Annotated in this window: 13 protein-coding genes; 5 read left to right on the top strand and 8 right to left on the bottom strand. The window is 62.9% G+C overall.

Annotated elements, in window-relative coordinates; all coding sequences use genetic code 11:
* Both AC1D35_RS19285 and AC1D35_RS19280 read right to left on the bottom strand, forming a co-directional pair.
* Nucleotides 1-1,351: DUF5939 domain-containing protein (locus AC1D35_RS19285; RefSeq protein ID WP_477939558.1), on the bottom strand; the 1,351-nt coding region annotated here is incomplete at its 3' end.
* 557 nt (nucleotides 1,352-1,908) lie between these two features.
* The gene (locus tag AC1D35_RS19280) at nucleotides 1,909-2,478 is read right to left on the bottom strand and encodes a beta-keto acid cleavage family enzyme (protein ID WP_477939555.1); all 570 of its coding nucleotides are present in this window, start codon (nucleotides 2,476-2,478) and stop codon (nucleotides 1,909-1,911) included.
* Nucleotides 2,479-2,689: 211 nt separating this feature from the next.
* Here AC1D35_RS19280 and AC1D35_RS19275 point away from each other — a divergent pair, with 211 nt between their 5' ends.
* From AC1D35_RS19275 to AC1D35_RS19255, 5 genes are read left to right on the top strand one after another with little or no spacing between them, the layout of a single operon-like run.
* Entirely contained in the window at nucleotides 2,690-5,791 is a 3,102-nt protein-coding gene (locus tag AC1D35_RS19275; protein ID WP_113309145.1) for an AAA family ATPase, read from the top strand.
* A 13-nt stretch (nucleotides 5,792-5,804) separates the two neighbouring features.
* Nucleotides 5,805-7,007, top strand: coding sequence for a YcaO-like family protein (locus AC1D35_RS19270; RefSeq protein WP_113309152.1), 1,203 nt, complete (start codon nucleotides 5,805-5,807; stop codon nucleotides 7,005-7,007).
* Nucleotides 7,008-7,017: 10 nt separating this feature from the next.
* Nucleotides 7,018-7,773, top strand: coding sequence for a TfuA-like protein (locus AC1D35_RS19265; RefSeq protein WP_113309146.1), 756 nt, complete (start codon nucleotides 7,018-7,020; stop codon nucleotides 7,771-7,773).
* 47 nt (nucleotides 7,774-7,820) lie between these two features.
* On the top strand, nucleotides 7,821-9,002 hold the full coding sequence (locus AC1D35_RS19260; RefSeq protein WP_113309147.1) for a gluzincin family metallopeptidase: 1,182 nt from the start codon (nucleotides 7,821-7,823) through the stop codon (nucleotides 9,000-9,002).
* A gap of 25 nt (nucleotides 9,003-9,027) precedes the next feature.
* Nucleotides 9,028-9,705 carry a hypothetical protein gene (locus AC1D35_RS19255; RefSeq protein ID WP_477939552.1) on the top strand — a complete coding sequence of 226 codons (678 nt, stop codon included), beginning with the start codon at nucleotides 9,028-9,030 and terminating at the stop codon, nucleotides 9,703-9,705.
* Between the two features lie 69 nt (nucleotides 9,706-9,774).
* Here AC1D35_RS19255 and AC1D35_RS19250 read toward each other — a convergent pair whose 3' ends face one another.
* The 6 genes from AC1D35_RS19250 to AC1D35_RS19225 form a co-directional block, all read right to left on the bottom strand.
* Nucleotides 9,775-10,074: a helix-turn-helix domain-containing protein gene (locus tag AC1D35_RS19250; protein WP_245503764.1), complete on the bottom strand. Its 300-nt coding sequence runs from the start codon at nucleotides 10,072-10,074 to the stop codon at nucleotides 9,775-9,777.
* A gap of 516 nt (nucleotides 10,075-10,590) precedes the next feature.
* Nucleotides 10,591-12,036 (bottom strand): HlyD family type I secretion periplasmic adaptor subunit, encoded by a 1,446-nt coding sequence (locus AC1D35_RS19245; protein ID WP_477939550.1) that lies wholly within the window; start codon nucleotides 12,034-12,036, stop codon nucleotides 10,591-10,593.
* Nucleotides 12,033-14,177, bottom strand: a complete 2,145-nt coding sequence (locus AC1D35_RS19240) for a peptidase domain-containing ABC transporter (protein ID WP_477939549.1) — start codon at nucleotides 14,175-14,177, stop codon at nucleotides 12,033-12,035. The genes AC1D35_RS19245 and AC1D35_RS19240 overlap by 4 nt, the downstream gene beginning before the upstream one ends.
* A gap of 44 nt (nucleotides 14,178-14,221) precedes the next feature.
* The gene (locus AC1D35_RS19235; RefSeq protein ID WP_113301933.1) at nucleotides 14,222-14,530 is read right to left on the bottom strand and encodes a hypothetical protein; all 309 of its coding nucleotides are present in this window, start codon (nucleotides 14,528-14,530) and stop codon (nucleotides 14,222-14,224) included.
* A 67-nt stretch (nucleotides 14,531-14,597) separates the two neighbouring features.
* Nucleotides 14,598-15,830, bottom strand: a complete 1,233-nt coding sequence (locus AC1D35_RS19230) for a GTP-binding protein (protein WP_477939546.1) — start codon at nucleotides 15,828-15,830, stop codon at nucleotides 14,598-14,600.
* Between the two features lie 22 nt (nucleotides 15,831-15,852).
* Nucleotides 15,853-21,144: a DUF4082 domain-containing protein gene (locus AC1D35_RS19225; RefSeq protein ID WP_477939544.1), complete on the bottom strand. Its 5,292-nt coding sequence runs from the start codon at nucleotides 21,142-21,144 to the stop codon at nucleotides 15,853-15,855.
* Nucleotides 21,145-21,300: the final 156 nt, after the last annotated feature.

Below are 21,300 nucleotides of genomic sequence, written 5' to 3'. Positions count from 1 at the left end.
CCAGTCCGTCGCGAACCCCAATCGCTTCGTAAACATCCTGACTGACGAAAATCTCGTCAGCGTCGGCAAGGTCTTGGACGCGCGCAGCGATGTTCACAGTCTGGCCGAAATAGTCGAGGCGCTCGTTCAGCGTAACAGCAATTGCCGCGCCTTTGTGGACGCCGATTTTGAGGATCAGAGCGTTATCTGGCTGCCGCTTGTTGAACGAGGCGATTTCGCTGCGCATATCGAGCGCCGCCCGCACGGCATCGGCAGGCCGCAGGAACGCCGCCATCACCGCATCGCCGATTGTCTTGATGATCGCGCCGTTGTGGCGAACTGTTACGTCCTGCAGCCGGTCAAAATGCTGTTGCACAAGYGCAAAGGCATTCAGGTCTCCGATCCGGTCATAGAGCGCAGTCGAGCCCTTCAGGTCGGTGAATAGGAGAGCGATGTCCTTGACGCTGAGCCCTTCGTGGCTGCGGATCACCTCGGAGCGGAAAAGGTCGCGGAACGTCTGGGTCGTGAGCAGCCTCTTTCCTGAGAGGAACGGCGCGAAGTGRAGCGGCGGCGGCCTATCGACGCCGGGCGGCAATTGAAGGATTCCGAACTCGATGCGTTTGTCCGCGACATTGGACATCTCGAAAATCACCTTGCCGGCCGCGATTGTGCCYGCATCCGGCGTGCTGGACTCGAGGTCAAGACGGATTGCAACGCGCTGTTCGCCAGTCGGGAGTGTGGGATCGACAATGAATGTGATACCTGCGTCGCTGTCGGAGCTGCTGCCATGTAATACGCCAGCTTCTGCGAYTATCTCAAAAACGGTCGTCTCGCCCGGCTCGATATAGGCTAATCCGCGGCTCAGCATCTCCCTCAGGTGGACAAAAGGCGTTCCGTCAGGGATCAAGCCCTCATTCGTCGAGCTATAGCGGAAAAGATAATCTTCMACCGTCAGCGTCTGCGGATCGTGATAGGCGATGCGGCGAATGGCGGGGTTCACGGTGAACGTTATCGCGATCATGTCGTCGAGAGCCGCCACGAAATCCAGATGGCAGTGGGTGCACCGGCAGCGACTGCCGAGATTCTTGAGAGCCCGGAAGCTATCGATGACACAGGAGCAGACCGGACAGATCAGAATCCAGGTCATGTCGAAGAGACCTAGCGCGGTGGCGTGCAGGAAGAGAGCAATYGTTTCCTCCTCGTTGAGGCTCTTGTCGGTGGCAAATTTGATCGGATTGATGCGGAAGAGCTCGGCGTCGCTTGCCGAACGGATGTTGCCCTCGAGCTTGGATACGATCCGCGCACTCCAGCTCCGGGCAGATTCTAGCGCCGTTAGCTTCTCTTCGAGGTTCTTCTCGTCGATCGATGCCATGGCGGCCTCCTCCCCGGACTGCCGTATTGTCAACCGAACGAGTCAGATGATTGTCCAACATCRGCGGTTTCACAAGTTGGCASCRTTCTAGGTTTACCATAGTAAAAGGCTTCATTGTAGTGGCAAGCCCCCAGGGTCCCAAGACGTGAGGAGTTGGTGCCGACGAGCCTTTCCGCCGCATCCTCCTGGYGGAAGCGGTCCTGAACAAGATTAGCGTCCGATTTCGCGCTTTCGCCGAAGGGTCGGCCACCGCCACTATTTCTCGACTGTCAATTCCGTCCGATCTGGGGCCGATATCGGCGCATCGCCGACCGGCTTTATTGGGGCCGTCTTCGGACTGTCCGCTTCGGGAGCGTAGAAAATGAAAGCGGTCACGCAACCGTCATGCGCTGAATCGGTCCAAAACAGACTCTATGCCAGTCTGACCGAACGAACATTTTTTCAACCTTCGCGACCGACTGGCCATTGCGCGTGTTGGTGATCCGCTAGCATGGCACCGAAGATTTCCGGGATCGATGCTCAGTGCCGCAGATCTGTTTCCCCGATTTTTCCTGCTTTCAGCCGGGCGGCGGCAGGCCAAGCAACGCCCGCGCCTCCGCAGCGGTCGCCGCGCGGCGCCCGTACTTTTCGATTGTTTCGACGCATTGCCTGACCAGCGCCGCGTTCGAGGGCGCCAACGCATCCCTGCCGATGCGGATGTTATCCTCAAGGCCTGTGCGGCAGTGTCCACCCAATTCGGCGCACCAATTGTTCAGCGTCACTTGGTGCCGGCYGATCCCAGCAGCGCACCAGGTCGCATCTGGCATGAGCCTCTTGGTAGTCYTTACCATGAACTCGAACGCCTCGCGGTCGACCGGCATGGCGTTCTTCACTCCCATCACGAACTGGACGTGAAGCGGCCCTTTGAGGCGCCCGTCCTTGACCATGCTCGCAGCTTGGAAGATGTGACTGAGATCGAACGCTTCGATTTCGGGTTTTACGCTGTGCTTACGCATCTCCGAAGCCAGCCAGTCGACGAGGTCGGGACTGTTCTCGTAGACGCGGGTTGGGAAGTTGTTTGAGCCGACTGCCAGCGAGGCCATGTCCGGCCGCAGCGGCAACATGCCGCCGCGCTCCGGGCCGCCCATTGCCACGTCCGTAATTCTGACGGGTCGGCGACCTCCGAATCTCTTTGAAATCGTTACGTAATTTCGACGTGCGGGTCTGCCCCGCCGCACGGCATTTCGAGCCGCGTACAATCCGATCTCCTTTCAACTTTTGGCTACCGACACATCGTGTCGGCCTGTGTTATAGTCGCTCTGTCAGGTGCAGGATTTGGCAGACACGCAAGGGGCGGCGATGGCGAGCGAAAGTCCTATCAACTCACCGAAGCACCCACGAAAATCGCCGGGCGGGGGCGCGCGGCCGGCGGAGCATGGCAGCGAGCGGCGCCTCATCACGGCGCTCTGCTACGATCTTGTCGGATCGACAAATCTTTTCCATCAACTCGATATCGAGGACTTCCAGGAGCTGATTTCCGCCTTTCAGCAGGCGGTGCGGTCGGCGATCGTCGCGCGTTCCGGCGTGATGCGGGTCGAGGCCGGTGACGGCGGTGTTGCCCTTTTCCCGACGGAACTTGGCTCGCGCGATGCCGCGTCACTGGCGATTCGCGCTGGCTTCGACGTTATCGAGGCCTGCCGGCGCGTCGGCCGCGAGGCGCGGCGCAGCGACATGCATGTCCGCGTCGGCATCGCCACCTCCATCGCGCTGGTCCAGGAACCGCGCGAGGAAGTCCCTTCGCAGGTGCCGGTGACGGGGGCGGCGCTCGCCATGGCGACGCGGCTGGAAGCGCTCGCGGCCCCTGACAGCATTCTCGTCTCGGAGGAAACGAAGACCCTAGCTGGACGCGCCTACGCCTTCATCTTCGAGGGCAGCCGGTCGCTAAAGGGATTTGCCGAGCCCGAAAGGGTTTGGCGCGCGCTCGAACATCGTACCGAAGTCACCCGCTTCTACGCCTTCGGACGGCTTGGCGGTTCCTTCATCGGCCGTGCCGCCGAGCTTGAGACAATTGGCCGTTGCTGGCGAGAGGTCTTGGCCGGGAAAGGCCAGATCCTGGCGATCGAAGGCGACGCCGGCATCGGCAAATCACGGCTTTTGCGGGAGATCCGCAAGCTTACCCGCAAGGAGCGATCGAGGACCTTCCTGTTTCAGTGCGCGCTCGGCGGCGCGCGCTCCACGCTTCACCCACTCATGCATGGCTTTCCCGGCACGGCGTCCAAGGCGGTTGGCCCCTCACGCCTGACGGCGACAACCGTCGCCGCCGCGTTCGCGCACCACGGCATAGAAGAGCCAGACGTCGCCGAACTGTTTTCGTATCTGCTCGGCGCTGCGGGCCGAAACGAGTCCCTCTCCGGCAGCGATCCCAAGGCAATCCGCGACAGGGCGCGGCGGGCGACCATCCATGCGCTGGAGACCGTCGGCGCCCGCGGTCCGCTGATCATGGCGGTCGAGGATATTCACTGGATCGATCCGACGTCGCAGGACCTCCTTGGGGAAATCGCCCGCACGGTTTCACGGCTTCCCATCCTTCTCGTCGTCACCTTGCGCCCCGGCGCCGCGATGGATTGGGCCGGCGGTGCCGACGTGGTGCACTTGTCGTTGAAACCCCTCAATCGCGACGAGACGAAGCAGGCGATCGAAGCGAGTTGGCCGGCACACAAGCGCACGGCGCTTCCGGAACTTCTGGAGGCGACGGAGCGGATTTCCGGCGGCGTTCCGCTGTTCATCGAGGAGATCTGCCAGTGGATCACGGAGATCGCGCCTGCGGATGCGGCGAATATTCCTGAGGCAATCGCGCATGACGGCGAGGCCAAGGTCTCTCACACGCACGCGCTTGCCTTCGAAGGGATTCTCGACGAACGGCTCGCGCGCCTCGGACCGGCGCGGGACGTGGCGCGAGCCGCGGCGATCGCCGGCGGCCGTACCACGCTGCCGCTGCTTCACGCGCTTTTGCCGGATCTCGCCAGGCGGTCGCTGGCGAGTGCGGCGGATGTGCTGTGCGAGACCGGCTTTCTGACGCGTGGCCGAACCGGCGGAACCGTGATCTACCGCTTCCGACACGCCCTGATCCAGGAAACGATCTACGAAGCACTGCTGCGCAAGCAACGGCAGGTTCTGCACCGGCGGCTGTTCGACGCCGTCAGCGACGACCGTGGGCTGGCGGAATGGATCGACACCGGCGGGCTCGCCGACCAGGCGGAACGCGCCGGGCTCACGGAGGAGGCAATTCGGCTGTTCATCGCCGCCGGCTCCGAGAGTGCCGGCCGCTCGGCGATGATCGAGGCGCGCCACCATCTGGAGCACGCGCTGGCCCTTTGCGCCGAGATGGACGAAAGCGAGGCGGTCGACGCCTTGCGGCTTTCCGCCTTCACCAGGCTCGGCCCGATCCTCACTGGCCTCGTCGGCGCCAATTCTCCGCCCGCCCGCAAGCTGTACGAAGACGGCGTCGCCATCGCCCGCCGCCAGCCGAAGGAAGACCAGCCAAAGTGGTTTCCGATCTATTGGGGCTGGTGGCTGACCGGGCCTGACTTTCTCGTCATGCACGACCGCGCACTCGAAGTGCAGATGATGATGCTTGGCACCGAAGATCGCGAAATCGCCCTGCAGGTCAAGCATTGCATCTGGGCGATCGACTTCAATCTCGGCTGGCACAGGGAGACGCAGGAGGCGATCACGGCGGGGCTTGCGCTCTACGACGAGCGATCGGCCGAAACCGCGCGAACGCTCTATGGCGGCCACGACGCCAAGGTCTGCGGCCTCGGACAACTCGCTCTGTCGCTCTGGCTGACGGGACAGGGCTCGGCCTCGGACACAGCACTTGCGGACATGGTCGGCCTGGTCGAGCGCATCGGCCATGTTCCGAGTACCGCCCATTCGCTCGACACCGAGGCGGTCTCGGCCTTCTACCGCGACGATTTCGAGCGGCTGGCGGATGTTTCGAGCCGGATGCAGCTCTTTGCCCAGCAAAATGAGATGCAGTCGCTCGCTGGCATGTCGCTGCTTTTCGGCGGCTGGGCCAAAGCCCACAGCGACGACCTCCTCGCCGGCCATGAGATGTTCGGCGAGGGATTGGCGCTGCTCAAGGATCTCGGCGCCGTCGCCGACCTGCCGATCTATCTCTACATGCACGCGACCCTGCTCGGCCTTGCCGGCAAGTACGAGCAGGCCATCGACGTCGTCACCGACGCCATCCGGCAGGCCAAGGAAACCGGCCATGCCTACTGGCTCGCCGAACTCTACCGCTGCCGGGCCGTGCTGCGCGCTCGGGGAAACGTGAAAACCAATCTTGTCGCCGCCGAACTGCTGACCGCCGTGACCATCGCCGAAAGCCAGGGTGCGATGGCTCTGCTGCAAAGGGCGAGCCGCTCAACCCGGGAGCTGGGCGTTGTTATCGGACGCTGACACGGCCGAAGGCCTGACCCCTGCCCCGCCGGCGATCGACGGACGGATTGCCGACTTTCGCGACGAGCTTGCCGCCGGCTTGAGGCAACCGCTCGATACGCCGGCCGACCCCGGCGCCGCCGAGGCATGTTTTCGCAGGCTACTCCCTTTCAGCCGCCGGGCCGGCATCACCCGTCTCGCCGACCTGACCGGGCTCGACCGTCTCGGTCTGCCGGTGGCGCAGGCCATCCAGCCGGCCGCGCTTTCCGAGGTGACCTCGCTTGGCCGCGGCCTCACCCTGATGGAGGCGGCGGTCGGGGCGATCATGGAGGGTCTCGAGCGTTTCTTCGCCGAGCGCATTCCCTCCTCGGACTGCTTTCTTGCGACCGCCGACGAGCTTCGGATCGACGCGGCCCTGCTCGAAAACCTGCTGCTTCCCCACGCCGGCACCGCATGGCGATCGCTGCCAATTCCCTGGACCTTGGCTGTCGATGTCGCGAGCGGAGCGCCGCAGCCGGTGCCGCTCGAACTTGTTCACACCTGCTATACCGATCCCGAGCCACAGGGCGACGGATTGTTCATCCGCACCACCACCGGCCTTGCCTGCCACAGCACGGCGCGCGATGCCTTCGCGCATGGACTGTTCGAATGCATCGAACGCGACGCGATCGCGCGGGCCTTCGCCACCCACGGCTTTTTCGATCGTTGCCGCATAGCGACATCGCACATCGGGCCGAAGGTCGAGCATATTCTTTCAGTCACCCGGACGCAGGGCATCGCTTTCGCGCTTTGGCACGCCCCCTCGCCCACCGACCTACCGGTGATCTGGTGCCAGGCGATCGAGGCCGGCGCGGCTGAGCCTACCCTGGCGTTGCCGACGGAGGGCCATTCGGCGGGCTTTACCGTCGAGACAGCGGCGGCGAGCGCGATGCTGGAGGCATTGTCGGCGCGCGCCGGGGCGATTTCCGGCGCGCGCGACGACCAGACGCGCGAACACTATCGGAAGAGCACCGATCCGCTCGTCGCGGACGCCCGCCGCCTGATCCTCGAAGCCACGGCTGCGGGCACGGCAGCGTCGCCCTTCGCCCCAACATGCCTGCGCGACGTCGTCGACCGGGTTGCCGCCTGCGGGCTTGGACCTGTTCTCGCCGTACCGGTCGGAGCGGACGCCGAAGCAGGCGTGGCCTGCGTGCGAACCATTCTTGCGGGTGCGCGGCCGTTTTCAATTTTGCGTTGAGGGGTTGCCGATGACGAATGCCGGCAAGGAAGGTCCAATTCTGGTATTTCTCGGCCCCACGCTGCGTCTCGAAGAGGCGCAGGCGGTGCTCGACGCGATCTATCTCCAGCCTGTATCCCAGGGAGACGTCATACTCGCCGCCCATGCCTTCCGCCCACGTGCGATGGTGCTGATCGACGGACAGTTCGAGGACCGCCCCGCCGTCCGCCACAAGGAAATTCTCTGGGCGATGGCAAAAGGCATCGTCATGATCGGCGCGGCCAGCATGGGAGCCTTGCGGGCGGCCGAGCTTGCGCCCTATGGCATGATCGGCGTCGGCCTGATCTATAGGTGGTACCGGCGCTGGCCGTTGACGGCGGAGGATGCGGTCGCCGTGCAGTCAGGGCCCGCCGAACTCGGCTTTCTGCCGCTCACGGACGCACTTGTCGACCTTCAACGGACGTTCTCGACGCTTGCCCGCCGAAATATGATGACATCCGATGAGCGCGACCAGCTCATAGCATTGGCGCGCGGGACGAACTTTCGCGATCGCTCGCTCGCAGCCCTATTGCGGGCTGGGGGATTTTCCAGTGACCGTATTTCGGCATTGCGGAAAGAAATGACCGGGCAAAAGCGCCAGGACGCCCTCCTTACGTTACGTAAGGCGCCTTCCCTAACAGTAGAGCGGCAGGGCCGCGACGTTGATCGCGCCTGGGTCGCGACCAATACTTTCATGAGAGATTTGGAAGCCTCGCATATTGACATCGACTTGATACGAACTTACTAATTAAACGTGTGGTTGCTCAATCCTTCTTCTTCGAAAGCGATTGTGCCATGGAATCGTATCCGAACAATGTGACGGAACGCGTGAACCCACGCATCGGAACACGATTCTGGATTTTCCCCCAGCCTCCCTTCATCCCCGGCTACGAAGAGCCCGATCGCGTCTGGCTCTCGATCCTGCCCGACGAGATTCGTGACGGACCGAGCGACCAGTGGGTGTACGTGGTCGATCCGTTGATCGAAAAACAGCCCTATGGTCCTGACGATCTGCCGCCGTTCGAAGGCGAGCGGCGACCGGCGGCACGATCTGGCCCGGATCGCAACTTCGACAATATGGACCCGAAATCGCGGGCCTACCTCGGCGTCCACGTCTATGCCTGCGTACATTTCGTGCTCGACATCTGGCACAGCTATCTCGGTCATCGCATCCGCTGGTTCTTCGACCCGGCCTTTCGCCGCCTGGAAATCATTCCCCTGGTCGACTGGGACAACGCCCATGCCGGCTACGGCTATCTGGAGCTGGGAGCCTCCGATGTCGGCGGCGTGCTGCGGCCCTATGCGCTGAACTTCGACACGATCGCCCACGAGGTCGGCCATTTCATCAGCCTGTCGGAACTCGGCATCCCGATGATCACATCGCGCGAGGCCGATTTCTTCCCGTTTTCGGAAGCCTTTTCCGACTGTGTGTCGCTGATCTCGCTGCTGCATTTCGATTCCGCCGTCGACCGGCTGCTGCGTCGGACGCAAGGCAATCTTCTGCTCTCCAATGAGCTCAACCGTTTCGCCGAGACTAGTCCCGAGACGCAAATCCGGCTGGCTACCAATTTCCGCCGCATGTCGGAAACCACCCGCGAACCGCACGACCGCTCGCTCCCCTTCCTCGGCGCGATCTTCGACAGCATCGTAGACGTCTACCACCGCCAATTGGTTCGCGAAGGGTTCGCCGACCCGCGCCTGCTCGACGTCGATCTCAGTGAATTGACGCTCGACCAATTCGACGAGTTTCGCGGCTTGACCGAGCGATCGTTCCGCGACCGGCCGCTCTATTTCAAGCTGGCACTCGAAACCGCCCGCGACCAGGTCGGTCGCGCGCTCGCGGGGTCGCTGCGCTCGCTCGATCCAAACACTATGACGCTTGATCAAGTCGCAAGGACGGTGGTTGCAGCAACGGTCGACGGGGTCGCGGCCGAACGGCTCGAGGCAAATTTTGTATGGCGTGAAATCATCAGGTGAAACCAGTCCTTGATAGGAGGGGAACATGAGCGACTGCTGCTGCCATCCCGGTGTAGGTCCAAACCCAACAGGCCTAACGCCTCCCAACTATAGCGCCTATAGACCAGGCGAAGTGCGATTATATGGGCGCTTGGCTGATCACGCGCCCATCTTTGTAAATTCCGAGAAAGAGKTACTAAAACGACTCGAAAATGACCTACACGTCAACAACATCGAGGGCGATACAAAGAAAATAGCAGAAATCGTAAGAAAAAGCCTAGCATACACCCTTGATCCCATCTTTGCGATTTTTAAGGAAAAAATCACACTCGCGGGCCTGCTGGGTTTCGATGTTTATTCTCTCCCGGTGGAGATATCCTCCAAGAAATGCTGCGACGATGACAAAGGCAGGTGTATCGGCGTCATATACGGCTACTCCTATGAAGGGCACTGCTATGATTTGCCAAAGCCGTTGATCATGTTCCTGCCATGTCTACCCCACCAGCTTACATCCGGCTATTGCGAATGCGATTGCGGATACGGCCCAGGCCTCGGCTATGCCGTATGGCAGATCGACAAGCTTGAGGATGTCATCGTGATCGATATTCGCATCGACGATGTAAAGACGCTCATCCTCGACGCCAATCTTCCGGGCAACCGTTCACCGCTCGCCTACTCACAGACCATGAGGCTTGCACCGTCGCGGCCGCCGATCAGCGGCTGACTCCGGTATCACGCGGCTAGTGTGGCCGAAGCTATCGGCCACACGCCGTTCATGCGTCTCAAACACACCTCAATTCATCTCGGTCGAGAACCAGGCCATCAGTTCCGCAGCGTTCCTGATCCCGGTGGAGCGCATCATTCTCGCGCGGTGCGCCTCCACCGTGCGCCGCGACAGGTTCAGCTCCTCGGCGATCTCGCCGCTCGTCTTGCCCTGCGCCATCATCGTCAATATCTGCCGCTGCCGGCCGGTCAGCGGATTTTCCGCGTCTGCCAGCGGCCGGTTCAGTGCTTCGAAACAGTAGAGCGCCTCGGCGAAAGGGCGGAAGAGGAATATCTCAGGCTGCCGCCAGTATTGTCTCCGTGCTGGCATTTGTCTGCCGGTGTTCTTCGTCGTTAGCACAGCAAGCCATAAAGCCATCTCGCCCCGGATCAGACTCGCCAATATGTCCTTTCGGAACTAGACTTTTTCGGATTGCAGCATAGCGCCACTACACTGCAGTGCCGAGCCCTCGTCACTGAAATGGCGAGATGACAGCTTATGGCTCCGCTGCGACCGGGTGTTTTCACCACGTAATGTCCGCTTTGCGGCGACGTCGACCGGTGGCTCGATGACCACTATGGAGGCGCGAAGCGGCCTTATCCTTGATCAACGAAAAAGCCCGATTCTGCCCTGAAAGCGGCCATGGCTGCAGATGAGTTCACCTTGGGCGCAGGTGCCTGCCTCAAACTTCCCGTCATGACTGCTTCCCACCGAGATGACGGGCCGAAGACGCCGCGCACCCGGACGCCCAAAAACAGGTCTGGGGGCAGCGCCGTAAGCGGCGGCGCGCCCCCATCCCCTGGCTGGTGCAGGGCCCCTCGCCCTACACCTCGCCCTGCGGCCCCCTCAATTCGGCTCCCGGATCGCGCTATCCAGCCCGCGCAGCAGCGGATAGAGGAAATACGAGATCACCGTCCTGTTCCCCACCTTGATCTCCGTCGTCACGGTCATGCCAGGCAGCAGCCTTACGGGCACGTCCGATGCATTCAGCCGGGTGTCGGCGAGCAGGATCCTTGCCTTGAAGAAAGGCGCTGCCGGTTGGCTGGGCGTGGCGGTCTGTTCCGGTTGGCCGGTGAGGAACGTGTCCTGGCTGATCGTCCTCACCTCGCCCGAGGCCGTGCCGTATTTCTGGAAGGGATAGGCGTCGAGCTTGATGCGGGCGTCCTTGCCGACGGCGACACGGCCGATGTCGCGGGTGTTGATCGAGACTTCGGCTTCGAGCGGCACGTTGATCGGCACCAGCGTCACCACCGGTTCGGCCTCGCGCACGACGGAGCCGATGGAGCGCTGGGCGAGATCGAGCACGACGGCATCGGCGGGTGCGGTCAGCGACACCATGTTGCGGCGCAGCTCCATCTTCTTCAGTTCCTCGTCGGCCATGTCGCGCTGGCCGCGCAGTTCCACCAGCTGCTCCATCGCGGCGCGGCGGAAATCCTCGATGAAGGCCTGGCGGTCGGCCCTGAGCTTGGCATAGGCGTGCGCTGCCTCGTCGGCCTTGCCGCGAACGGCGGACAGGCTGGACTCGACGTCGAGGCGGGCGTCGCGCGAGCCGAGCAGCGTGATCAGCGAGCCGCTCTGCTTGTTATAGAGCCGCTCCCGCGCTGCCTCGATCTGCGAGAGCCCGTCGCGCCTGTCGTTGAGCACGGCCTCCTGGTTCTTGCTCGCCGCAAGAGCGGCCGACTGGCCGGCGATCTGCTGTTCGAAATTCTGCAGCTGCGCCATGTAGAAGGCCCGTCGCTGGCCGAAGAGCTGCGCCTGCAGCGTCTGGTCGGGGGTGTTTCCCGCCAACTTCGTATAGTCGTCGCCGGCAAGCTCGGCCTCGATGCGCTTCACCTGGGCGTCGAGTGCGGCGAATTTCGCCTGCTGCTGGTCGACATCGGCCTGGCTGAAAGTGGCGTCGAGGGTCGCCAGCGTCTGCCCGGCATGCACCACCTCGCCGGCCTTCACCTCGATCGTGCGGATGATCGAGGTTTCGAGCGGCTGGACGACGATGGTCGGCTGGGTGGTGACGAGCTTGCCGGGCGCGATCACCACCTCGTCGATGGACGAGACCGAGGCCCAGATGATTGCCGCGGCAATCAGCGCCGTCACACAATAGAGCGTCATGCGCGCCACCCGCGGCGGCGCGCGTTCCTCAAGCTCGACGGCATCGGACTGGAATTCCGCGATCGCCGGCGGCAGCGGCGGGCGGGCGATCAGTTCTCTGCCCTGACCCGATCGCCCTCTGTCTGAAGGACCTTTGTCTGATGGCACTGGCAGGTTCTCGCTGGGTTTTCTGGCGTGCGCGTTCATGCGACCTGCCTCATCTGCTGGGACCACAGGTGGCGATAGGTCATGCAGCGCGATACAAGCTGATCGTGCCGGCCGATATCGGCGACCTTGCCACGCTCGACGACGAGAATGGCATCGGCATCGACGAGCGTCGAAAGCCGGTGCGAGACGATGATGACGGTGCGCCCGGCAGCGATGCGGCTGAGGTTCTCGCGGATGATCGCCTCGCTGTCAGGGTCGAGCGCGCTGGTTGCCTCATCGAAGATCAACAGCTTCGGATCGGTGATCAGCGCACGCGCAATCGCCAGGCGCTGCTTCTGGCCGCCGGACAGGTTGGAGGCGTTTTCCTCCAGCATCGTGTCGAAGCCGCGCGGCAGGCGCTCGATGAACTCCTCGGCGCCGGCGATGCGCGCGACTTCCATGATTTCCTCGATGCTGGCATCGGGCTTGGCGGCGCCGATATTTTCGCGAACCGAGCCGCGGAACAGGAAGTTATCCTGCAGCACGACGCCGATGCTGGTTCTCAGATGCACGAGGTCGATCTCGCGGCTGTCATAGCCGTCCATGCGCACGAGGCCTTCCTGGCTCTGATAGAGCCCCTGGATGAGCCTTGTGATCGTCGTCTTGCCCGAGCCGCTCTTGCCGACCACGCCGAAGACGCAGCCCGCCGGAATGGCGAAGGAGACATTGTCGAGCGCCGGCGCGCTGTCCGGGCCGTAGCGGAAGGTGACCTTGTCGAATTCGATGCGGCCCTGCAGATGCGGCCGGACACCGCGCCCGCGGCCCGCCTGCTCCGGCCGCTGGTTCATGATCTCGCCCAGCATGCGCACCGAGAGCGCCACTTCCTGATATTCGTGCACCATGGTCACGATTTGGACGAGCGGTCCCGAGACGCGGCCGGCGAGCATGTTGAAGGCGACCAGCGCGCCGATCGTCATCGTGCCGCTGAAGACATCGAGCGCGCCGAGACCGATGATCGCCACACTCATCAGCTTCTCCAGCAATCCCGTCATCGCCTGGGCGATGGTCGAGATCTTGTCGACCCGGAAACGCACGGAGATCGATTGGGCCGAATAATCATCCCACACCTTGCGCTGGCGTGGCTCCAGGGCCAGCGATTTGACGGTGCGCATGCCGTGCACGGTTTCCACCAGCAAGGCCTGCCGGTCGCCTTCGGCCTGGTAGAGCGCCTGCAAGCGGCGCTGGAACGGCCCGACGAGCATCATCACCACCAGCCCGACAAGGGCAGCAAAACCGAGCACCACCAGCGTCAGCTTGACGCTGTAGAGAAGCAGGATCGGCACGAAGACGAGAAGCGACACGCCGTCCAGAAGGGTCAGGAACAGCCGGCCGGTCAGGAATTCACGGATGCGCCCCGTCTGCTGCATGTGCTTGACGAGAACGCCGGCCGAGGCTTGCTCGAAGAGCGCAATCGGCAGGTTCAGCAGATGGCCGAAGGTGCGTGTCGCGACGCGGATGTCGATCCTGTTCGTGGCGTAGAGCAGCAGGTAGCGGCGCAGGAAGGTGAAGGTCGCGTCGAAGATGAGCGCGATCGCAATGCCCGCCGTCAGAACCGTCAGCGTCGCATAGCTCTGGTGCACGAGCACCTTGTCGATGACGAGCTGGAAGAAGATCGGCGTCGTGAGCCCGAGGCCGTAAAGCACGAAGGCGGCGAGCGCGACGTCGCGGAAGAAGCTGCGCTGCTTGATGATTTCGGGGACGAACCAGCGGAAGCCGAAGGGCCGGTCCTCGTCGGACATGCGATAGTTGCGCTTCAGCAGGATCACCGATCCGAGCCAGGCCTTGGCGAACTGCTCTTCGCTGAGCATCATCACTTCGGCGCGTGAGGCGAGCGGGTCGAGAACGCGGATCCTCTCATCCTCGCCCTCCCCGACAGCCCCGGCGATGACCACCCAGTTGCCGTTCGAAAGTTCCGCGAGCACCGGAAAGGCCTCGCCGAGCTGGAACAGGCTTCGCCAGTTGAGCTCAAGATGCCTTGCCCTCAGGCCGGCATCCTTGGCCATGCGCAGCAGCTGCCGCACGGCAACGGGATCGTTGCCGACGGCATAATCGTGCTGCAATCGCTCAGGAGCGAGATCGACGCCGTGATGACGCGCGACGAGAGCAAGACAGTGCAGATTGGTATGCAGAAAACCACTCATGGCCCACCCGAAACAATACAAGACCGAGGCGATATTTATTTTTATCAGTTGAAGTTCGGCGAAGCGTTCGAACCGCCGCCCTGCACCGACTGGATATCGGCAGCGGCCGCCGCCGACATGTCGCCGATGCGGCGAACCGCGCCCGCCTCGACCAGCCCGCCCAGCGCCTTCTGCATGAGATCGACCGCATTGGCGAAGGCATCGACAGGCATGATGATGCGCTGGCGGAAGACCGGCTTCGGATTGTTGTTGGCGTCACGGTCGGTGGCCGAGAGCGACATCAGGTCGATGCGCACGATCGTTCCCGTGATGGTGATTTCGCCGATACCGTCTGCATAAAGTTCGTTGCTCATTGTTCTCTCCTCTGGTTGATAATCAAAACGTCTTCACCTTAGGGCATCCTACGTCCATCAGGACGCTCTAACTACTTGAATGTGCATGCATATGTGCGTGCTGCCAGGCCGGGAACGGGTCCCGAAGCCCGGCGGCAGCCTGCGGATCGAAGCCTGTCTCCCCACCGGTCAGGCAATCGTCGAGTGCGGCGCGGATTTCGTCCTCGTCGAAGCCGGCGCCGATGAAGACGAGCTCCTGGCGACGGTCGCCCCAGGCATCGTCCCAATGCCGGTCGATGAGCTGGCGGAACGGCTGAAAGCGCGGCCATTGCGCCTTCGGCACGCTAGCCCACCAGAAACCCTTGGTATCGATGCGGCACTGGGTGCCGGCAATCGACAGCAGGCCGATCTCGTCGGGCCTTGTCGCCAGCCAGAAATGCCCCTTCGCGCGGATGAGGCCCGGCCATTTCCTGTCGAGGAATTGGCTCAGCAGTGTGGGATCGAACGGCCGGCGGCTGCGATAGACGAAGCTCGAAATGCCGTATTCCTCTGTCTCCGGCACATGGTCGCCCCAGCCGAAGAGTTCCTTGTGCCAGAGCGGATGGCGCGCCGCTTTCGCCTCGCTGAAGAGCCCGGTATTCAGGATGGCGTCGAGCTCCAGCCGGCCGAAGCCGGTCTCGATGACACGGGCATCGGGGTTGAGCGCGGCAACGATGCGGCGAACCTCGCCAAGCGCTGCGGGCGTGACATCCTGTGCCTTGTTGATGACCACGACATCGGCGAATTCGATCTGCTCGACGAGCAGTTCGACGAGCCTGCGCTCGTCGTCTCCGTCCCGGCTCTCGCCGCGATCCCGCAGGAATTCCGCACTCGCATAATCGGCCAGCAGATTGACCGCATCGACGACGGAAACCATCGTGTCGAGCCGCGCGACATCGCAGAGCGCGGCCCCGCTCTCGTCGCGGAAGGAGAAGGTTGCCGCCACCGGCAGCGGCTCGGCAATGCCGGTGCCCTCGATCAGCAGATAGTCGAAGCGGCCGGCGGCGGCGAGCCGGCGCACCTCGCTCAGGAGATCGTCGCGCAAGGTGCAGCAGATGCAGCCATTGGTGAGCTCCACCAGCGTCTCGTCCGTCCGCGACAGGTTGGCGCCTCCGTCGCGCACGAGATCGGCATCGATATTGATCTCGCTCATGTCGTTGACGATCACGGCGACCCGGCGCCCCTCGCGATTGCGCAGGACATGGTTGAGGATCGTCGTCTTGCCGGCGCCGAGAAAACCGGCAAGGACCGTCACCGGAAGTCTGTTGTCTGCACGCGTCATCGGTACTCCCCGCCCGCTTCCTTTACGCCGCGAGCTGCGGTCTGAATGCTACGTCCACGTAGTAGTTCGTGCTGTTATAGCTGGCGCTCGGGAACAGCCCGCTCGACCCATAGGCATAGACGCCGTTGCTGCCGCCGAGCCCCCTCAGGTCGCCGTTCGTCACATCGGCGCTGAAGTAATTGCCGGTCGCCGAATAATTGCCGTTGGTGCTGTAGGAAACGACGTAGGTCGTATCCGCTGCGACCGCGACCTGATGGGTGAGTGTCGCGGTCTGCCAGCCGCTTGCCGTTTCGTTGTCGAAGCTGACACTGCCGAGCAGCGTGCCCGAGGAGGTCCAGAGATAGCCGGAATGCGGGCCTGTATTGTCGGCCCCCTTGTAGAAGCGGATGCCCGTGACCCAGCCTGCGGTATCGGCCTGGAATTTCATGCCGAGATTGACCGGCTGGTTGTCGTTGGTCGAAACGATTGCAGGGGTCGCGCCGGCGCTGAAGAGGTTCTGCTCAGGGCCGGGATTGTTGATGGCAAGCGAGACATCGGCCGTTGCCGTGCCGCCATGGCCGTCGGCGATGGCATAGCTGAAGCTCGCAGGCCCGGTATATCCCGCAGTCGGCGTGAAGGTGATGGTCTGCGCCTGGCTGTCATAGGAGACCGAGCCGTTGACCGCGCCGCTGACGCCGGTGATCGAGATCGCATCGCCATCGGCATCACTGTCATTGGCGGTGAGCGCCGAAGCCTGGATGGTGATCGGCGTGCCGACATTGGTCGAGAAGCCGCTGTCGTTTGCGGCGACCGGACCCGCATTCTGCACCGGCTCCCGGTAGAGCACATCGACCCAGTAATTGGTCGCATTGTAGCTCGCCGTCGGAAACAGGCTGCCCGTGCCATAGGCATAGAGGCCGTTGCCGCCGCTTGCCGTGCTCGACGGCGCCGTCAGCGCGCCATTCGTATGGTCCGACGTGAAGTAGTTCGCGGTTGCCGAGTAGAAGCCGTTGGAATGGTAGCTCGCCACATAGGTGACGCCTGCCGAAACGGCGATCGGCTGCGCGAAGGTCACTGTCTGCCAGCCGCTGGCCGTCTCGCTGAAGAAGGTCGCCTGCCCCAGAAGCTGGCCGCTGCTGGTCCAGAGCGAGCCGACATGCGTGCCGGTGTCCTGCGCGCTCTTGTAGTAGCGCAGTCCGGTGATCTCGCCACGGGCCGACGCGATGAACTTGACGCCGAGTTCGACGGACGAATTGTCGTCGGTAGCGCTTGCCGGTGCGTCGGAAGCCGAAAACAGGCCCGTGCCGTCAGGCTGCTGTCCGACATTGAGGCTGACGGTAGCCGAAGCCGTGCCGCCATGCCCGTCCGAGATCGAATAGGAGAAGCTTGCCGAACCCGTATAGCCTGCTGTCGGCGTGAAGATGACGGTGTTGTTCTGGCTGTTGAAGGTCACCGTTCCGTTGACCGCGCCGTTTGCGCCGGTGATGCTGAGTGGATCGCCATCGGCATCGCTGTCATTGGCGAGCAGGTTGGCAGCGGCAATCGACAGGGCCGTGTTGGCATAGGTCGTATAGCCGTTGTCATTGGCCGCGACCGGCACCATGTTGCCCGTCGACTGGTTGTAGACGACATCGACCCAGTAGTTCGTCGACTGGTAGCTCGATGTCGGGAAGGTCGAGCCAGATCCGACGGCGTAGACGCCGTTCGCACCTGCTAGCGCCGTCAGCGAGCCGTTGGTATGGGCCGTGTTGAAATAGCCTGCCGTCGCCACATAGCTGCCGGTCGTGTGGTAGGAGGCGACATAGGTCGCACCCGCCGTGATCTGCAGCGGCGTGGAGAAGATCGCGGTCTGCCAGCCGGAGTGCGACTCGTTGATAAAGGTAACAGTGGCAACGAGCGTGCCGTCCGCCTTCCAGATGGAGCCGGTATGCACACTGGTATCGCCGGCAGCCTTGTAATAGCGGATGCCCGAGATCGTGCCGCTTGAGGAAGCGACGAACTTCATGCCGAGTTCCATCGCCGTATTGTCGTTCAAGCCGCCGCCGGTCGGTCCCTCGCTGCCCGTAAACAGCGTCTCGCCGGCCGGACCCGGCTGAACGGTGAGGCTGACACTGCCCTGATCCGTGCCGCCGCGCCCGTCCGACAGCGTATAGGTAAAGCTTGCCGGGCCTGAATAATTGTTGGCCGGTGTGAAGATGATGGTTCCGGTCTGCGTGTTGAGAGCGACCGTGCCGTTCAGCGCATTGCCGACGGCGGTAATGGTCATCGCATCGCCGTTGGGATCGGTATCGTTTGCCACGAGCGCGGCAATAGAGATCGTCAGGTTCCCGTTGTGGCCGATGATCAGCCCGCTGTCGTCGGTCGCGACCGGTTGGCTGTTGGGGCCGGCATCGAAGACCACGTCCACCCAGTAATTGGTGCCGCCGGGGCTCTGGCCTGGGAATGTGCTGGCATTGGTGCCGTAGGCGAAGACGCCGCCGCCATCGACGGCCTTCAGCGCGCCGCTGGCATAGGGCTCGTTGAAATAGTTCTCGGTGACGGAGAAGAACCCGTTGCTGTGATAGGAGGCCACATAGGTCGTGCCGGCCGCGATCTGGATCGGACTGGAGAACATCACCGTCTGCCAGCCGGAAAGCGATTCATTCACCGACACGCCCGTTGCCAGCAGCGTTCCGTTGCTCGACCAGAGGCTGACGACATGCTCGCCGATGTTGTAGAAGCCCTTGTAGAAGCGGATGCCCTGCACGGCGCCAGCCGTCGTTGCCTGAAAGCGCAGGCCGAGCTCAACCGGATCGCGGTCGATCGCCACTTCGGTTGCCGGCTTTTCCGCAAGCGTCCACAGGCCCTGGGTGCCCGGCAGCACGACGGTGACCTGCTTTCCGACCGAAGGCGTTTCAAGGTTCACGCTGTCGTCGACGGCGCGCGACATGATCGTATAGGTGCCACTTGCCTGGACGACCCAGTTAAAGCTCCAGCTCTCGCGGCCGGTCGCCTTGAACCAGTGCTGTCCGCCATCGGTGGAGACTTCCACGCCGGCGATGATGCCGCCGCCGAAATCCTGCGCCGTACCGGTGATCGTCACGTGCTGGCCTTCGAGGAAGCTCGCGCCAATGATGGGCGAACTGATCGACGAGGTCGGCTTCAGCGTGTCGGTCGATTGCGTCGCCAGGATCAGGCTCGCATCGAGCGTGGTCGGCTGGATGCCCATGTCGGCGAACATGTTGACCATCGCCTGCTGGACGTTGCGATCGGTCGATGTCGTCGGCCCCTGGTGGTTGTCGCTGAGCCCCCAGGACCAGAAGACGGTGCCGGCGCCGAAGACGAGCGCGCCGCTTGCCGCCCGGTACATGGTGAGGCTGTGGGTGGCGACGGCCGAACCGACTGTCGCGCCGTAATCGCGCAGATAGGTGTCCACCGAGATGGACGAAAGCGACAGATTGACGAGCCCATCCGGCCGGAAGCCGTTCTCGACATCGGAATCCCACTCGTAGCCGAGCAGGTTCTGCACGAGATTGTAGGTATCCCCTTCGTTCAGCTGGGAGACTTCGGTATTGCGCCAGAAGCGCAGGTTCGAATAGTCGTAGGGGATGGAGATCGTATCCTGGCGGTAGCTGTCCACCTGGAACATCGTGCCCGTCAGCGAATTCTCCGGCTCCTGGCCCGCATCGGCATAGCGCGGATCGCGCCAGGTGCCGGTGCCGACATCGCTCGGGTCTGTGCTCGTGCCCCAGGTCTCCTTGTAGCAGACCATGGTGCGGTAGGCCTGGCCGCTGCCGTCGATGCTGCTTTCCCAGCGGACCTTCCAGTAACACTCGTTGCCGCTCCAGAAGGCGAGATTGACGCCGGAATCACGCGCGGCCTCGACATTGGCGCGCTGCTCTGCCGACCAGTATTCGTCATGGCCGACGGAGAGATAGGCATCGTGATTGAGCAGCAGCGCGCCGTTGCGCGAGGCATCGACGCCCGAAATATAGGACACGTCGTAGCCGTTCTGCTCCAGCCAGGAGATGGCGGAGGATTCGACGCCGAAGATAAAATCGTGCGAGCCGCCGATCGGGCTCGTATTGGTGATGATCGGCCTGTTGTAGCTGACCGCCGAGGCGCGGCCGATTGCGGTCAGGCCGCAGCTGCAGTTCGGCGGCAGGTAGCCGATCATGTCGGCCGGATCGACGGGGACTTCGCCGTAATAGAGGCTGGCGCCGCCCCAGGCATTATAGGCCTGCCATGTCGTATCGGACGTCTGGAAGACGATATCGCTGGTCGAGGCGTCGTCGCGCACGACGAAGGGGATGATGCTGGCATCCTCGACCCCGTCCTCGCGCACCAGCTTGGCGAAATAGACGCCCGAGACGAAATCGTCAGGAATCTGCCAGCTCGCCGACACGGACCAGTTGCCGCAATCGATGAGGCCGAGCGACATGTCGACGATCGGATGCGGCTGGATCTGCGCCGTGGTCAGCGATTTCTCGATCGAGTCGACCTTGCGCGCCCCGTCCCCGCCATAATAGCCCATGCGGTAGATATCGATGCGGTAATGGGTGGAATCCGTGGCGATCTTGAAATCGACCGTCCCGCCGATATTGGTGCTGATTTCAGTGGCGAAACCCTGGATCGTGCCGTTGCCGTCGCCTTCGATACCCCACTCGYTGATCGGGTTGCCCTGTTTCAGGTTTTCGAGCGCGATCTTGTTGGGCCCCGCCGCGGCCGCAGCCGTCGCCATCGGTGCCACCAGTGCTGTCGGGGCCGCCTCGGTCGTCTCGGCGGAAACGTCCTGGCTCGACTCCACCGAGATGGAAGCTATCGAGGCCTGAAGGCGCACCGCAGCAATGTTGACACTGCTGGCGGAACCGACCGGTGCCGCCGTGCTGGTGCTGCCGGTACCGGCATCGCCGGTAACACCCGTCAGCGCCGGAGCGACAGGCAGTGTCGCAGCCTCCTCGAGCGGATCCGGGCCAAGCACGGTGCGTTGCGATGTCGAGGAAGGTGTCTGGAAGACCGTCGCAGCCGACGCCGTCTTCGTGGACGTGTCCTGCGTGCCGCCATCGGCCGCAGGCGCCGGCATCACCGACGACGATGTCGGGGACGATTGCATGTCGCCTGATGGGATCAGGGGAGATGTGACCGTGCCGGTAAAGGAGGATTGGACTGTTGCGCTGCCCTGTTTGGCAAAGCTTGGGGAACCATCGGTACTCGTGGAAGATACGACCGTCGCGGATCCCAGAACTGCACTCCAGGCAGAGGGTGCACGACCGATACTCAACGCTCCACCAAATGTACTCAGGTACTCACGGTTACTAACATGAATTCTCCGCATCAGCGGCGTCCCCTTCCGCATCGCMGGCCCTTCGACCGCTATTGCAAGACGCTCATTCTGGCACCTTTCCTAAGGGAACGTACGACAGCAATCCGGGGTATGAGGGTGGTGCCTCCCTACGTCCATGTGATGACCCTCCCGCCTGCCCGAGCTGGCATGGCGGCATGGCCTTCTCCA

The organism is Rhizobium sp. P1_E6 (assembly GCF_056405875.1).
Note: the sequence above shows the minus strand (reverse complement) of the source record. Positions and strands in the feature narration are given on the sequence as shown.

Bases quoted from the DNA above. Each gene is read 5' to 3' on its own strand.
- AC1D35_RS19265 (WP_113309146.1), top strand. From the start codon at position 7,018: ATGACGAATGCCGGCAAGGAAGGTCCAATTCTGGTATTTCTCGGCCCC.
- AC1D35_RS19245 (WP_477939550.1), bottom strand. From the start codon at position 12,036: ATGAACGCGCACGCCAGAAAACCCAGCGAGAACCTGCCAGTGCCATCA.
- AC1D35_RS19230 (WP_477939546.1), bottom strand. From the start codon at position 15,830: ATGACGCGTGCAGACAACAGACTTCCGGTGACGGTCCTTGCCGGTTTT.
- AC1D35_RS19275 (WP_113309145.1), top strand. From the start codon at position 2,690: ATGGCGAGCGAAAGTCCTATCAACTCACCGAAGCACCCACGAAAATCG.
- AC1D35_RS19260 (WP_113309147.1), top strand. From the start codon at position 7,821: ATGGAATCGTATCCGAACAATGTGACGGAACGCGTGAACCCACGCATC.
- AC1D35_RS19235 (WP_113301933.1), bottom strand. From the start codon at position 14,530: ATGAGCAACGAACTTTATGCAGACGGTATCGGCGAAATCACCATCACG.
- AC1D35_RS19240 (WP_477939549.1), bottom strand. From the start codon at position 14,177: ATGAGTGGTTTTCTGCATACCAATCTGCACTGTCTTGCTCTCGTCGCG.
- AC1D35_RS19250 (WP_245503764.1), bottom strand. From the start codon at position 10,074: ATGCCAGCACGGAGACAATACTGGCGGCAGCCTGAGATATTCCTCTTC.